The following is a 15,447-nucleotide window of genomic DNA, read 5'->3' on the forward strand; positions in this document are numbered from 1 at the left end:
CTCCCTTTGCGGAAAGCCGCAGCCACAACGAAGAATTAAAATTCTTTGGAATCTATCTCGTTCCGAAGCCGTTCAATGACTTGATCCATCGCGATCTCGCCAAGCTCGCCCTCGCCCCGTTTACGAACCGATACGTGATCGGAGTTCATTTCCTTCTCGCCAAGGACAAGCGTGTAAGGCGTTTTCAACAGTCCCGCTTCACGGATTTTATAACCCAGCTTTTCATTTCGGACATCGACGTTCACCCGGATGCCTGCACTCTCCAGACGCTTCTTCACCTTCAAGGAATAATCGATATAGTGATCCGACACCGGAATGATCATCACTTGTACGGGAGCAAGCCACATCGGGAAAGCCCCGCCGTAATGCTCCGTAAGGATCCCGATAAAACGCTCGATGGATCCAAACACCGCCCGGTGAATGACAACCGGCCGATGCTTCTGATTATCTTCTCCAATATAGGACAGATCGAACTTTTCAGGGAACTGGAAATCCAGTTGGATGGTGCCGCACTGCCAGCTTCGCTTTAAGGAATCGAGGATATGAAAGTCGATTTTGGGTCCGTAAAACGCTCCATCCCCTTCATTAATCCGGTACGGCAGTCCCAATTGATCCAGTACCTGCTGCAGCGAAGACTCCGCTTGCTCCCATAGTTCCTCGGAGCCCATGGAATCCTCCGGCCTTGTCGATAACTCGATTGTATATTCAAAGCCAAAGACTTGATACACTCGGCTGATAAAATCGATAACCTGTTTGATTTCTTCCTGGATCTGATCGGGCCTTACAAAAATATGCGCATCATCTTGACAAAACGTGCGCACCCGCATCATGCCGTTAAGAGCGCCTGAGAACTCATGGCGGTGAACCTGACCGAATTCGGATATGCGAATGGGCAGCTCTCTGTAGGAGTGCAGCGAGTTTTTGTAGACCAACATATGTCCTGGACAGTTCATCGGCTTCAGCGCATACTCCGTCTCGTCTACTTGCGTAAAATACATATTGTCTTTGTAGTGATCCCAGTGACCGGACATTTCCCACAGGCGCTTGTTCATCATCAGCGGAGTCCGCACTTCATCGTAATCGCGATGGAATTGAAGCCCTCTTGCGAATTGCTCCAGCTCATTGCGAATGATCATCCCGTTCGGCAAAAAGAAGGGCATGCCGGGCGCTTCTTCCGAGAACATAAAGAGGCCAAGCTCTTTTCCCAGCTTCCGATGATCCCGTTTCTTGGCTTCTTCTAGCAGCAATAAATGCTCATCCAGCTGCGACTTCTTGGGAAACGCCGTTCCGTAGATTCGCTGCAGCATTTTATTGTCGGAGTCTCCCCGCCAATAAGCACCCGCCACACTCATTAATTTGAACGCTTTGATTCTGCCCGTGGATGGAAGATGCGGCCCTCTGCATAAGTCAACGAACTCGCCCTGCTCATATACCGAAATAACCTCGTCCTCCGGTAGTTCACGAATTAGCTCCATTTTATACGGATCATCTTGGAATATACGTTCAGCCTCCTTACGCCCCACTTCCTTGCGAAGGATCGGCAGGTCTTCCTGAACGATCTTCTGCATTTCTCGTTCGATGGCAATCAAGTCATCGGCCGTAATGGAATGCCCCAGATCCATATCGTAATAAAAACCATCCTCAATGACCGGTCCCACCCCAAGATGAACAGATTCACTGCCGTATAGCCGTTTCACGGCCTGAGCCATCAGATGGGCCGTACTGTGCCGATATACGTACAATCCGTCCTCGGAATCCAGTGTAATGATGCTTACTTCCGCATCTTCGCGAAGCTCACGATTCAAATCCACAAGTTTGCCATCCACTTTGGCTGCAACCGCATTTTTCTTCAGTCCTGAATGGATGGATTCCGCGATTTGGATCATCGTCGTTTGTGCGGGATACTCCTTCTTGCTTCCGTCCTGCAGCGTTACTACAATTGACATTGTGATCCCTCCATCAAATTTAGATTGAACGCAAAAAAGCACTCGATCCCTAAGGGACGAGTGCGTTCAGCTCGTGGTTCCACCCTAATTTGATCCGATAATGGCAAACGCTCGTACTGCCGCGCGCTTTGTCGGATCCTCATTCAGACATCCGGTAACGGGGATGATTCGGTGTTTTCTAGTTCCATTTCGATTGTCGAACGACCGATCTGGGTTCAAAAACACAGCTACAAAGGGGTAATTCAAGAAACAAGCGCGGAAGAAGCTTTCACCAATCGCTTCTCTCTCTGGACAGGTCGTTTCACGAATCATGTCTTTGATCGTTGCTGATAGTAAAGTACTATAAGTCAGTTTTTTCTAATTGTCAAACCTAATTTCAAAGATAGTTCGATGTTAATTTGGATAACAAGTCCTTCCCTCATGTATCCTATGTCAGCATCTTTTCCATGTTTACGATTCCTCGTCCTTCAGGGTCATTTTGACCAAATATCCAATACCCAAACCGACCAGAACACCCGGAAAAGCATTGTCTAGCGTTAAACCGATCCCCGCCCCGATGATGACGCATGCGTAAATAATGATATCTCCCTTTTTCAATTCTCCCATCTCCCTCTTGTCGATATGTATGACATTCTCCGTGATTTTCGTTGACGAATTATATCTTACAAGATGACGCCGCGTCACTTTCAAGCGTCTATTGAGAAGTTGTCAAATTCACGAATGAATCCATAGCTTAAAACAAAAAAGCCGCTGTTAACCAGCAGCTCTCATTCTTAAAGATCGATTATTGAATATTGTTCATTGCGTCAATGAATACCCTAACCGGGTAAATCTCCCTTGTTTCTGCGCGAAGCGAAAACGTTTAATAACTTACCAATTACACTGCTTCCCAAGGAGGGTTGTCCATGGATATGTTTATCGATTTAGGAGTCAAACTGATCATCAGCTTTTTCGGGCTATGGATCATCACCTTTGTTACTGGGCGCAAAACCATCAGTCAGCTTACACCGCTTGACTTCTTATCTTCCTTAATCCTGAGTGAAATCGTTGGGGCAAGCCTCTATGATGATAAAGTAAAATTGTCCCATCTGTTATTCGCTCTAGCGTTATGGACAACCATGTCTTTCCTCTTCGAGAAGGCAACCACCCACTTTGTCAAGTTCGGCTATTTAACGGAAGGGCGGGCGGTTCTTCTGATCGATAACGGAAAGCTCAACCAAAAGCTGCTCGATAAATACGACATGGAATATAAACAGCTGCTGTCCATGCTCAGACGGCAAAATATTTTCTCATTAACCGAAGTCAAATACGCCATTCTGGAAACGGACGGCTCGCTATCCGTCATGCGCAAACCCGAATACGAGCCGCCGACGGCCCAGGATCTTGGCATCGAAGCCAAGCCGGATCCCTTCACGGTAACGGTTGTCGACAAGGGAAGGCTGCTCGAGGAATCCATGCTGGGCAAGCACATCGAACACAATGAGATTCAATCGAAAGCGCGGGAACAAGGTTTTGAATCCTTGGAAGATATCGCATACGCGGAGTATGGGGATGACGGAAAGCTCTATGTTTTCTCCAAAAAAGAGGTTCAGGATTGAATTTATACCCTTAGATGATCGCAACGCAAAAAAGCCTGGTTCCCAGGCTTTTTTGTGTGTTTCGTATATTCTAACGACAAAGCGAATTCGACGATATTCTTCCGGAGCACCAAGCGTTATCCCTTTCTCAAAAGAAATCCATGAGGTAGGTTTGGCCTGCAGGAATCATCGTTTCCAGCTGTGCTGCAGCCTTAGCATCTCCGGTCAGGCGGTGGATGGAATACAGTGCCTGCGGTCTTTTATATCCGGTAAACAAGGCCGACAGTGTCTGAATGTCGGTAGACAGATCCGCCTGCTCCCCTCGATCGGATGGGAGCTCCGACAGTTCCGCTTTCCCCTCTCCATTCACCGACAGCCTCCACAGGCCTGCATTCCAAGGCGCTGCGGAATCCTCCACCTCGATGGTCAGGACAGCTTCCCGCCCCGCTTCAAAAGCATACTGCTCCACGAAGGATTGTAAATCCACGATACGGGCCATGAAGTAAGGAACCGTTTCCCGGGTAACGCGGGGATCCGGCAGCATATAGGGCAGCTGGTCATCCGTCGGCACCATCGTCATGGTCACCTGCTCGATCCTGGAATCATGGTTCGCAAAAAAAGTCCAGAGCGCGCTTCGGGCTTCTTCATTCAGGAAAACAAATTCGTCGCACACCAGTTCTTTGTCTTTTAGCTCATATAACGCATAGCCCGTCGGTTTGCCCTCGGCAGAATAATACACAACGCTGTGATTGTCTCCCTGCAGGACGAATCTTGTCCACCATGCCTCTTCGCGCACTAGGGTACCGTTATACCGGCTGACATAGGCCTGATACATGCCATCCAGTACAGCAATGTCGTTTACATCTCTTACAACGCGGCCCGGCACCTCCACTTTACGCGGAAATTTGGACACCGGAATGACGTACTTATAATATTCCGCGAACAATTCCCAGCCATACTTGCGATAAAACGGGATCGAGAACGGATGCAGGAAGGAAAGGGTCTGTCCCTTGCCCTTCATTTCTTGCAATGCATGCTTAAGCAGCGTCGAGACATGTCCCTGTCTGCGGTTCTCCGGCCATGTTGCCACGCCCGCAATGCCGCCCATCGCGAAAGTGTTCCCCTGCAAATAGACCTGCAGCGGAATGATGGTCAGTTTCGCCTGCAGCTCTTCCCCGTCAAAAATTCCCCAGAATCGCTCTGGTTTAAAATGCTTCTGATTGGACTCTCGCTGCTCCGGCGTCAGCGTATATTGAAAGGCATATTCGGATAAACTCGTGCTGATGTCAAATTCATCCGTTCTTAATTGTCTAAGTTCCATTCTTGCTTCACCTCTCCAATCTTCATATGTACGTTAATTGCTGAATGACGCGTGTGATCCCGGCACGAAAAAGTGGGTTCCAAGGCACATGACCAGTATAACATCGCAGCTGTCTATGCGATACAAAACACCGTTCGATTTCAGGTGAATATCCAACCGTGCATGAATACAAAAAACTTAGAATATTTTACACAAACTTTTAGTAAGCTGCTTGACAAAGATAACCCACTAAGATTATGATTAGCTCATGCAAAATAACAAGCACACCATGATCACAATATATTCAGAATAATCGGGAGGTAAGAACAGTGTCCAAATTGAATATCGGTATTATTTTAGGCAGTACCCGTCAAGGTCGTTTAAGTCCGCAAGTAGGTGAATGGGTTAAACGTATCGCTGACGAGCGCGGAGATGCAAACTACGAAATCGTAGATATCGCGGATTACAAGCTTCCGCTTTTGGGCGAAGCCGACGCGACTGAACAAGCAACGGCTTGGAATACCAAACTTGCAAGTTTGGACGGCTTTGTATTCATCGTTCAGGAGTACAACCACAGTATTTCCGGCTCATTGAAGAACGCACTCGATTATGCCCGTGAGGCATGGAACAATAAAGCTGCAGGCATCGTGAGTTACGGTTCTGTTGGCGGCGCACGCGCTGCCGAGCATCTGCGCGGAATCCTGGGCGAGCTGTCCGTAGCGGACGTTCGCGTACATCCTGCCCTCTCGTTATTCACTGATTTCGAGAACGGCTCTGTGTTCAAACCGGCAGATCTGCATCTTGTCAATCTGAATGGCATGCTTGACCAAGTGCTTGCTTGGAGCGGTGCTTTGAAGACGCTGCGCTAATCTCTAATAATTAGGACTGCCGCCGCTTCATCTTTCGATGAGGCGGCGGCAGTCCTTTTTTTCAGGCATCCACGCTTCATACCGAAAACCTGCGCCTATTCGATATCAATATGAAACGTTTCGTTTAGCCCTTTCTTGCCCTCGGGCGTGATTTTAACGGCCCTTGTTTTCGGAATGCGTTGCACCCAACCCAATTCCAATAGTCTTTCCAACAGCGCATGGCCCAGCGCCCCGGCAAGGTGATGACGTCTTTCACTCCAGTCCAAGCATCGGTGCGTGAAGGATCGGCGTTTTTTCTTCACGCGTTCCAGATCGATTTGAAACGCCTTGAAGAAGCCTTCTCCTTTTTCGGTAACCGTAAATTGATGATCCACTTCGGATAAAATCCCTGCACTGAGAAGCGAATCCGTCAATTGAATTCCCAAACTCCCCGCAAGATGATCATAGCAAGTCCTTGCATGGCGAATGGCTTCGTGCTCCAAAGCTTGGTTGAATGATCTTATTTCAACGGGAGGCGTTATCGATAGAAGGCTCTCCATGATCCGGGCAACCTCCTGGTTCTCTATTCCGTAATAACGATGCCTTCCCTGTTTTTCGACGGCCACCAGATTCGCCGCAACCATTTTGGATAAATGAAAGCTAGCCGTTTGCGGTTTGATATTTGCCATGTACGCCAGCTCTCCTGCCGGGTGGTAACGACCATCCAATAAGACGGTCATGATGGCCGCTCTCGATGCATCGCTTACGAGTGAGGCTACCTGTGCTATGTTCGGACTCGCATTCATCTCCATCCCTCCTGATGTAATCCATATTTCGATGAGCATCGAACCTTTTCTATTCTACAATGATTTGGGATAGAACCGTTAATGGGAGGAACATTTTATGAAAAAAACCGCTCAAATGATCGACACTGAACTAATTAAACCGAAAATCCTGTATTATGGAACCCCGGTTATTTTGCTCAACACCCTGAATGAAGATGACACCGTCAATATCAGTCCCATCTCCTCATCATGGGCGCTGGGAGAACATATCATTCTTGGCATCGGACTCGGTGGGAAGGCGATCGAGAACCTGGAACGGCATCCTGAATGCGTCATCAATATTCCGGACCCTTCCTTATGGGAGAATGTCGAACGATTAGCCCCGTTGACAGGGAAACATCCAGTTCCGGACCACAAGCTGATGAGCGGATTTACATTTGAAAAAGATAAGTATGCGCAAAGCGGATTAACGCCAGCGGATTCTGTCGCCGTAAGGCCGTCTCGTATCATGGAGTGTCCGATCCAGATTGAAGCCAAGGTGAACCACATTCGGCTGCCTGACGATTCGCCCTTTTTTGCCATTGTCGAAACACAGGCTGTACAGGTGCATGCCCATCGCAGCATCATAACGAATGAACAACACATTGACCCTGGCAAATGGAGTCCGCTCATCTACAATTTCCGGCACTATTATGGGCTCGGCCCGTCATTAGGCAAAAGCTTTCGAGCCGAAACCTAATATTCGGGAGCATAAGGAAGAGGCCCGCCATGTATGGCGGGCCTCTTCCTCATGCTTGTGGTTTACGGCTTGACTGGAATGGTCATTTCCAAATCCTTCAGATAGGTTTTATCTCCTACGCTATCCTGATCTTGCCCTATAACACTCCAATCCTTTGGATTGACGGTCAGCGTAAACGGCTTAATCGTAATGGATTTCGGCGTTCCGTTCAGAGGACTGTACAATTGGTCGATATGATATTCGGTTTGGGGTTCGCTATGGAAATATTCGAATTTTCTTGGACTCAGGACATTTCCTTGATCATCCACCAGCTCATAATAGACCATGCTGGCGCTGTATTCGCCTGTTTGCTCTGCAGAAGCCGGCACCTCGCCTTTACTGTCCAGAACCAGTCGGGTCGATACCGGTGAAATATCCAATTGCTTGACGGTATAACTGAATGGCCCATCCGATTTCGTGGCCTGATCCGGCTTCACGACAATCGATGGATTAGCGACATTTACAGGAATCTTGAATTCGAAGGTTTCGTTCACTTGAGTTACGTTGGCCTGAATGGTCAGCTCGAATTGATCGGGTAATTTCAGACCCTTGGTAAGCTCAACGATATAGGCATTGTCCTGTTGCGGATAATCTCCAAAGGTCCCCTCGCCCATCGCCACTTCTTGTCCGTCTACCAGAATTCGCGGCATTTCGATATAGCCTTTTTCCTGATCTTCCTTAGCTACTTTCCTCGACTTAACATACTCACTATCCTGATTACCGATTAACGTAGCATCTTCGCTAATATACGGAGAAGCTGTACCCGGTAAATCCACTCCCTCGCGCTCCAGGATAAAGGACAACCGGGTTCCATCATATAGGAGGTCAGCTACCTTCAATGTCACGCCATCGTGAGTTAAGCTCAAGTTAGGTTCGGATAGGATCCCTTGCTCTATGGCGGCTTTCACTGCATCTTCGCTGGTTCCTTCGTATAGTACACCGAGCACTGGAATTTGCTTCAGGGTTGCTGCCATTACCGGCGATACAAACCCCGAACCGATCACGGTTCCTCCCAGCACAGCTGCCGCGGACGCAACGAGTATCGCTCTTTTAATAACATTCGGTTTAGGTTTGGTTGATAATCTTGTCATTTCACGCTCTCCAATTCGGTTCATGATTTGATCACTCATACTTCTCGGTAAAGACGATTCGCGAATCCTTTGTTCGAGTGCATTCATCTCAGCGTATTCCGTTTGTTCCGGCAATTGTCCCACGTGCCACCTCTCCTTTTTGGCTTATTCGGTCCATTAACTTATGACGCAAGCGTTCATACTTTTTCCTGATCGTTGCCGATTTGAGTCCCATGATGCCGCTGATTTCCTCGAAGGTATACTGTTCTACGGCCTTGAGCAGCAATATATGGCGTTCTTCTGCTGTAAGGTATGTTAAGAGCTCGTACACAACCGAATCGTGCTGGGATACTGTCACCACCGGCTGCTGTTCTTTATAATGCTCGATCAGATTGAGAAAACGATTCTGCTTTCTCTTAATATTGATCAGATGATGATAGGCCATTTTATACAACCAGGCAGAGAAGGATACTTGTCTCTTATACAGATGAAGATGCTCATAAGCACGGATAAAGATCTCTTGCACGGCATCTTCCGTCTCCGCATGGTTCTTCAGAATATAGTAGCAGTAGGTGTACATCTGCCGTTCAAACTGGACGATGATCGCTTGATATGCATGTTTGTCTCCTGCTTTGACTTGTTCGATAACCTCTTCGATGGCCTTTCTTTTTCCTTCCGCTTCCCCGGGGATGGTTGGCTGCAAGCGAGCTCACCTCCTTCTTTGTTTACCTATATAACAATCCGAACAAGGGATTTTGTGACACGATTTATTTGATGTGGAGAATGCGCATGAATAAGACCCTGCCGCTAATAGAGTCCGGATGCTCTGAAAGGGCATAATTCTGTGTCGTTACGGGCGGCTACAGCTTCGGGTAACTCTTAACGTAATTCAAGAATCGTTTCGTTGCCGGAGATACTTCCCGCAAGGAGCTTACCGCAATGCCAAGCGATCTGAAGCTCTTTTCCTTCAATTCGATCAGCCGTATATTCCGCCGCTGCCCTCGCAGCACAAGTTCGGGAAGAATGCTGATGCCCAGGCCCTTCTCCACCATGGCCATAATGGCATAATCGTCTCCAAGCGTATATTTGATATCCGGCTTGGTCGGGGCTTTCTCCAGCACCCGGTTCACATCGTAATCGGAGCCTTTGCTTGGCATAATAAACGGTTCATTCTCAATTTGGGCTAAGGCAATGGAGTCCTCGGAGCTAAGCGGATGTTCCATTGGCAGCAGTACGAGCATCGGGTCTTGATGCAGAGGAATCGCATCGAATGTATCCCACGTCGGAAGTGACAGAAAGCCGCAATCAATTTTGCCCTCCGCGATCCAATCCTCAATTTCCCGATAATCTCCTTCGACCAAACGAATCTCGATATGGGGATAATCCCGCCGGAAATCCTGGATAATCCCAGGCAGCCAGTGAACGCCGACGCTGGTAAAGGTGCCGATGTGAATGGTTCCCAGCTCGATTCCATGAATGGAAGCCACCTGCTGCTCCAAATGCTCGTTCCATTTCAATATTTCCCGCATCGTCTTCACGATCTCCTCGCCATTGGTCGTCAACTTCGCGCCTGAACGGTTTCGAATCAGCAGCGAGAATCCGAACTCATCTTCCAGGCTGTTGATCATATGGCTGACGCCGGACTGCGTAAATCCCATCACTTCGGCGGCTTTGGTCAAGCTTCCGAGCTCGACGACCTTTACTAGTACTTTGAATTTATTAATACTCATAGGGAATCCTCCGGTTTATTTTATACATGAATTTTACTCATGTTTATTATTAAGAACATTCGTTTTACTTGTCTATTGTACGTGAGTATACTGATTCTGTTCAATCACTTGAAGGAGGAAGAAGAACTTGAAACCGCTGAAGGCCGATCTTATGATTTTGTTTATCACCATGTGTTGGGGCTCGTCCTATCTTTTTATGAAAATGGGACTGGATTCGCTCGGAGCGTTCAATTTGATAGCCCTACGATTTGGATTGGCCTTTATGCTTGCAGGAGCGATTTTTTTCCCGCGCTTGCGCCGGGCTAACCTGAAGACGATCCGTTACGCCATGCTCCTGGGCTTTATTTTGTTTATCATGTTCACGGCCTTGACCTTTGGCCTGAAAACAACGACAGCATCCAATGCCGGGTTTCTGATCAGCTTAACGGTGGTGTTTGTCCCATTGATACATACGTTCCTCTTTAAGAAAAAAATAGAGAAGAAACTGATCGTCAGTATTTTACTTGCCTTAACGGGCATCGCGCTGCTGACCATCCAGCTCCCTTTTGCATTTAAGATCGGGGACCTGTTCTGCATAGCGGCGGCATTATGTTATGCGCTTCATATCAATATCGTCAGCACGGCTGCGCAGAAGGTCGACGCGTTAAGCCTCGGCATCCTGCAGCTGGGATTTACCGGATTGTATGCGTTCCTCTCGTCACTTCTCTTGGAAACACCGGCATGGCCAAGCTCCACCGACTCATGGACGGCTGTCCTGATCCTCAGCGTCGTATGCAGCGGATTGGGGTTCATCTTCCAGACGATCGCCCAGAAGTATACAACCGCCACCCGAACGGGTCTCGTATTTTCGCTGGAACCTGTATTCGCCGCGCTGTTCGGATACTGGTTTGCCAACGAGGTCATGGATTCCAACCAGTATGCAGGAGCTGCGCTTGTCCTTCTTAGCGTTGTTCTATCCAGCGTTGATGTGAACTTCAGGAAACGGTCGGCCATGAAAAACAGACCCGTTGCGTTGGAGTCCTATTCTGCTGAATTCAAGTAAAAAAGCTTGACTTATCTCTAAAAAATTTATATCTTTATATCACGGCTTAACTGAGGGCGATATCAGTTATGCAGGAACGTGATTAAAGGGGAGTAGCTGTCACAGCAAAGTCGTCATTACGGGAAATGTCCCCGGCTTTGTTGGCAACGATTCGTTGTTTGCGAGACCTTTACCACACACTCTGTGGTGAAGGTCTCTTTTTGATTTCAAAAGGCCTTCACCTGCCGGTGGAGGTCTTTTTTGTGCCTTCAATAATACAACAAGGAGGAAATGGCATGGAGCTTTTATTGGAGTATGGATGGGTGCTGTTAGTGCTCATCGCACTGGAAGGATTGCTGGCGGCGGATAATGCGCTGGTCCTTGCCATCATGGTCAAACATTTACCGGAGAACCAGCGCAAAAAGGCTTTATTCTACGGGCTGCTCGGAGCCTTTGTGTTCCGGATCGGATCGCTGTTCTTAATCTCGTTCCTGGTGGATGTATGGCAGGTACAAGCCATCGGCGCACTCTATCTTCTTTACATTTCGATCAATCACACGTTGAAACACTTTATTAAAGGCAAGAAACCGACGGAAGACGCAAAACCGAAACCGGACAAGCCCAAGAAGCAATCCGGCTTCTGGATGACCGTCTTCAAGGTCGAAGTGGCGGACATCGCGTTTGCCGTAGACTCGATCCTCGCAGCCGTTGCGTTGGCTGTCGCATTGCCGCCAAGCGGATTGGCGAACATCGGCGGCCTGGACGGAGGTCAATTCATCGTCATCTTCCTGGGCGGATTCATTGGTTTGATCATCATGCGCTTTGCGGCATCCTACTTCGTGAAATTGCTGCAGCAGCGTCCCGGACTGGAAGTGGCGGCATTTCTGATTGTTGGTTGGGTAGGCGTCAAGCTTGCGGTGATTACCCTTGCACACCCTGATGTAGCCCTAATCGACCATCACTTCCCTGAGAGCTCGATCTGGAAGGCTTCCTTCTATATCGTTCTCGTGCTGATTGCCGTGATCGGATGGTTTGGCTCTTCGAAAGAGAAAGTGCAGGATGAAGACAATGCCATCAAGGAAGTGGAAGAACAACAGCCGGGCAAAACGCTGCAAGGCTAAATCCTCTTCCGCGTGCAATGTATACCAGGCACGAGGCAACTTCATAACATGATTCATCAAACAGGACAAGGCGATTTGCTGACGGTGCTTCAACCGTTCACAAATCGCCTTTCTTCTTGCTTAGATTGTCAATTGCATATGATATAAATTCGCGTAAGCGCCTTGACGGGCAAGCAATTCTTCATGCGTGCCCTGTTCTTGGATCCCGTCTTCGGACAATACGACGATTCGCTGGGCATTCCGTACCGTTGTCAACCGATGAGCGATGACAAGCGTTGTTCGATTATCGCTTAACCGTTCCAGCGAATCTTGGACCGCTCTCTCGCTTTCATTGTCCAGGGAGCTGGTCGCTTCGTCAAATATGAGAATCGGCGGGTTCTTCAGGAACACACGCGCAATGCTGAGCCGCTGCTTCTGTCCTCCGGAGAGCTTGACGCCGCGCTGGCCGATATCCGTTTCATAACCGTCCGGCAGTGCCATGATGAAATCATGGGCATTCGCTCTTTTGGCTGCTGCGATGATCTCATCCTCGCTGGCCTCCATGTTGCCATACCGGATGTTATCGAAGACGGAGCCGGCAAACAAATATACATCCTGCTGCACGATCCCGATATTTTTTCTTAAAGAGTGCTGCGTAATCTCCCGGATATCGCGCCCATCCAGCAGTATGCGTCCTTCACTAACTTCATAAAAACGCGGAATCAGCGAACACAGCGTGGTCTTGCCTACGCCTGAGGGACCAACCAGAGCAACATACTCGCCAGGCTTGATGCTCAGCGATACCTGGTTCAGCACGTATCCATAGCGGTCCTTGTATCTGAAGCTGACATTCTGAAACTCGATGTTCCCCTGAACCTGCGTGATCGTCTCGGCAAAATCGGCATCCTCGATATCGGGCTCTACCTCCAGGATCTCCATGAACCTGTCAAATCCCGTAATGCCTTCCTGGTACAGTCTGGCGAAGTTAACCATGCGCTGGATCGGTTCGATCAGAATGCCGATGCATAAGAAAAAGGTCAGCAAATCCGCCAGTTCCAGCGAGGCTTCCACGATTGCGGCTCCGCCGAACACAATAACGGTAATCGTAATAAGCTGGGTAAACCCGACCAGCCCTTCGTGAAAGTACGTTTCGCTCTTATACCCTTCCCTTCTGCTGTCAACGAACCGCTTGTTGGCATAGGCGAATTTCCCCTTCTCTATATGCTCGTTCGTAAAAGACTTCACCACGCGGATACCCGAAAGAGAATCCTCTACCTGTGCATTGATATCCTCGATCCGGTCCTTGCTTACCCGCAACGCCGCGTTCATCTTCTTATTATAGTAAAAAGCAAACGCGGCCATAAATGGGAGAAAGAGAAATACGATCAGGGTAAGCTTCACGTCGATATACATTAAGATGATGAATGCACCCAGGAACTTCAGAACGGAAATGACGATATCTTCGGGACCATGGTGATACAATTCGGTCAGCGACAGAATGTCATTGGTGGTCCGTGTCATTAGCTGCCCGGTTTTGTGCTCATCGTAGAATCCAAAGGACAGCTTCTGAAAATGGTCAAACAGCTCCCGTCTCATGTCACTTTCCATATAAGCCCCCATCATATGTCCTTTGTATGAAATGAACATATCGCACAGAGTATGGATGATGACCATGGCCAGCATGACGGCACCCACCGCATAGATTTGAACCAGCGGGCTTTGAGAATTCCCTTCCAGCACGTTGATGGTGATGTATCGTATACAGAGCGGAAGCGTCAGCGTAATGGCCGAAACAACAAAAGCACATGCCAAATCTGCAAATAATAACCCCAGGTACGGTTTATAATAGGATAAAAATTTCTTGGTCCGAGAATTCAATTCGCTCTCCTCCATTATGCCGGAGGGTTAATTATTCATATCCCTCCAAACTTGATTCATGATAAACGCCATTGTTGTTCTCATCTTAAACACCCTTCCTTGTACTTGATAATTTCATCATAGCCGATAAATGACCCCAATCCGGAGTGTAAGAATGATTTAGAATTAAAAAATCCCCTAGGAACGAAAAAACAGGCTTGGATGCTAACCAAAGCCTGCCTCTCGTATACTCACGGATTAACGATTCCATCGTTCGTTAAGCAGCTCGCCGTTGATGGCGGCCGCTGCCATGGCTCCCATCGAAGCGGCCGCAATGGCCTGATACATCTCGGTGGCTGCATCACCGGCGCTGTAGACGCCCGGCACGCTCGTTTTGCCGAAGGCATCAATGACCACACTTCCACCTTCATTGATATCGCAACCTACAGCCGCCGGCAATTCTGAACCAGGGACCAGCTTCGGCGCGAAAAAGATGCCCGTGCACGGAATGACCGCTCCATCCTCCAATACGACTTGCCGCACCATCCCCTCGTTCGATTCAATGCGATGAATCGGGGAGTTGAATAGAGGCACGTCATGATCCTTTAATTCCTGCCGTTGTTCATCCGTCAGTTCATCCGGTCCGTTCGTACAGATGGTATACCGGTCGCTCCACCCTGCGATCACTTTGGCAAAATGCAGCGCCCCCGCACCCTTGGCAATGACGACGAGCGGTTGGTCCCTCAATTCCCATCCATCGCAGTATGGGCAGACGAAGGCACTCTTTCCGTATACGTCGGCTAATCCGTTAACATCCAGCGGGCTGTCCTTCTTCCCAACGGCGAACAGCAGCTTTTTACTCCGGTATATCGTTCCCTCTCCCGTGGTAATCCGGAAATCACCGTCGACTCCCTCTACGGCGGCAGCTGTATTCTCTACGAAGCGGACGGAGGGATAGGCGGTAATCTGTTCTCTTGCTATGCGGCGAAACTCCGATGGGCTTGTGCCGTCTCTCGTAAGAAAACCGTGGGTTTCCCGCGTAACCCTGTTTCGCGGCTTTCCTTCGTCAATCAATACCACGTCTTTCCTCGCTCTTCCCAATACCAGCGCAGCATTCAATCCTGCCGGACCTCCGCCGATAATAACGACATCATGCAATTCCGTCATGCACACCATCACCCTTCTGGATCTTTAATGTCCATAATATAAACGCAGGACGACATGACTCCTTGTCTATTTCCCTTTGCCCAAGGAAGAATGCCAAGGACAAATCATATTATGGACTTATGTCATCCATTATAGATAAACAAGATCTGTAATGCAATGCCCTCCTGCTATAAAAATTTTAAAAGTTGGTCGAGTCGTAATGCCGTTACCTCTATTTATACTTTACATACTCTATTGTGATATAGAAATTATCCTCATAGATAAGGAG

Annotated in this window: 14 protein-coding genes; 5 read left to right on the top strand and 9 right to left on the bottom strand. The window is 48.5% G+C overall.

Annotation, left to right across the window (positions count from 1 at the left end; translation table 11 throughout):
* Nucleotides 1-35 precede the first annotated feature (35 nt).
* Nucleotides 36-1,946, bottom strand: coding sequence for a threonine--tRNA ligase (gene thrS / locus JNUCC32_RS12055; protein WP_192572193.1), 1,911 nt, complete (start codon nt 1,944-1,946; stop codon nt 36-38).
* A 450-nt stretch (nt 1,947-2,396) separates the two neighbouring features.
* Nucleotides 2,397-2,543, bottom strand: coding sequence for a hypothetical protein (locus JNUCC32_RS12060; RefSeq protein ID WP_186326410.1), 147 nt, complete (start codon nt 2,541-2,543; stop codon nt 2,397-2,399).
* A 308-nt stretch (nt 2,544-2,851) separates the two neighbouring features.
* Here JNUCC32_RS12060 and JNUCC32_RS12065 point away from each other — a divergent pair, with 308 nt between their 5' ends.
* Entirely contained in the window at nt 2,852-3,544 is a 693-nt protein-coding gene (locus JNUCC32_RS12065; RefSeq protein WP_036663446.1) for a DUF421 domain-containing protein, read from the top strand.
* Between the two features lie 127 nt (nt 3,545-3,671).
* Here the strand turns inward: JNUCC32_RS12065 and JNUCC32_RS12070 are convergent, their stop codons facing one another.
* Nucleotides 3,672-4,844, bottom strand: a complete 1,173-nt coding sequence (locus JNUCC32_RS12070; RefSeq protein WP_192572194.1) for a GNAT family N-acetyltransferase — start codon at nt 4,842-4,844, stop codon at nt 3,672-3,674.
* 308 nt (nt 4,845-5,152) lie between these two features.
* Between JNUCC32_RS12070 and JNUCC32_RS12075 the strand changes: the two genes are divergently transcribed.
* The gene (locus tag JNUCC32_RS12075; protein ID WP_009593544.1) at nt 5,153-5,692 is read left to right on the top strand and encodes an NADPH-dependent FMN reductase; all 540 of its coding nucleotides are present in this window, start codon (nt 5,153-5,155) and stop codon (nt 5,690-5,692) included.
* Nucleotides 5,693-5,787: 95 nt separating this feature from the next.
* Here JNUCC32_RS12075 and JNUCC32_RS12080 read toward each other — a convergent pair whose 3' ends face one another.
* Complete coding sequence (locus JNUCC32_RS12080; protein WP_192572195.1) at nt 5,788-6,477, bottom strand: ArsR/SmtB family transcription factor; 690 nt, start codon at nt 6,475-6,477, stop codon at nt 5,788-5,790.
* 97 nt (nt 6,478-6,574) lie between these two features.
* Between JNUCC32_RS12080 and JNUCC32_RS12085 the strand changes: the two genes are divergently transcribed.
* The gene (locus JNUCC32_RS12085) at nt 6,575-7,195 is read left to right on the top strand and encodes a flavin reductase family protein (RefSeq protein ID WP_192572196.1); all 621 of its coding nucleotides are present in this window, start codon (nt 6,575-6,577) and stop codon (nt 7,193-7,195) included.
* 62 nt (nt 7,196-7,257) lie between these two features.
* Here JNUCC32_RS12085 and JNUCC32_RS12090 read toward each other — a convergent pair whose 3' ends face one another.
* From JNUCC32_RS12090 to JNUCC32_RS12100, 3 genes are all read right to left on the bottom strand, one after another.
* On the bottom strand, nt 7,258-8,448 hold the full coding sequence (locus JNUCC32_RS12090) for a DUF4179 domain-containing protein (RefSeq protein ID WP_192572197.1): 1,191 nt from the start codon (nt 8,446-8,448) through the stop codon (nt 7,258-7,260).
* Nucleotides 8,414-9,007 carry an RNA polymerase sigma factor gene (locus JNUCC32_RS12095; RefSeq protein WP_192572198.1) on the bottom strand — a complete coding sequence of 198 codons (594 nt, stop codon included), beginning with the start codon at nt 9,005-9,007 and terminating at the stop codon, nt 8,414-8,416. Before JNUCC32_RS12095 ends, JNUCC32_RS12090 begins: the two co-directional genes overlap by 35 nt.
* Nucleotides 9,008-9,164: 157 nt before the next feature.
* Complete coding sequence (locus JNUCC32_RS12100; protein ID WP_192572199.1) at nt 9,165-10,034, bottom strand: LysR family transcriptional regulator; 870 nt, start codon at nt 10,032-10,034, stop codon at nt 9,165-9,167.
* A gap of 127 nt (nt 10,035-10,161) precedes the next feature.
* On the opposite strand from JNUCC32_RS12100, the gene JNUCC32_RS12105 reads away from it, so the two are divergent.
* The gene (locus JNUCC32_RS12105) at nt 10,162-11,076 is read left to right on the top strand and encodes a DMT family transporter (protein ID WP_192572200.1); all 915 of its coding nucleotides are present in this window, start codon (nt 10,162-10,164) and stop codon (nt 11,074-11,076) included.
* A gap of 275 nt (nt 11,077-11,351) precedes the next feature.
* The gene (locus tag JNUCC32_RS12110) at nt 11,352-12,176 is read left to right on the top strand and encodes a TerC family protein (protein WP_096775504.1); all 825 of its coding nucleotides are present in this window, start codon (nt 11,352-11,354) and stop codon (nt 12,174-12,176) included.
* Nucleotides 12,177-12,296: 120 nt separating this feature from the next.
* Here JNUCC32_RS12110 and JNUCC32_RS12115 read toward each other — a convergent pair whose 3' ends face one another.
* Nucleotides 12,297-14,033: an ABC transporter ATP-binding protein gene (locus JNUCC32_RS12115; RefSeq protein ID WP_192572201.1), complete on the bottom strand. Its 1,737-nt coding sequence runs from the start codon at nt 14,031-14,033 to the stop codon at nt 12,297-12,299.
* A gap of 237 nt (nt 14,034-14,270) precedes the next feature.
* Nucleotides 14,271-15,179 (bottom strand): NAD(P)/FAD-dependent oxidoreductase, encoded by a 909-nt coding sequence (locus JNUCC32_RS12120; protein WP_192572202.1) that lies wholly within the window; start codon nt 15,177-15,179, stop codon nt 14,271-14,273.
* Nucleotides 15,180-15,447 lie beyond the last annotated feature (268 nt).

The sequence above is a fragment of the Paenibacillus sp. JNUCC32 genome, from assembly GCF_014863545.1.
GTDB classification, from domain to species: domain Bacteria; phylum Bacillota; class Bacilli; order Paenibacillales; family Paenibacillaceae; genus Paenibacillus_AQ; species Paenibacillus_AQ lautus_A.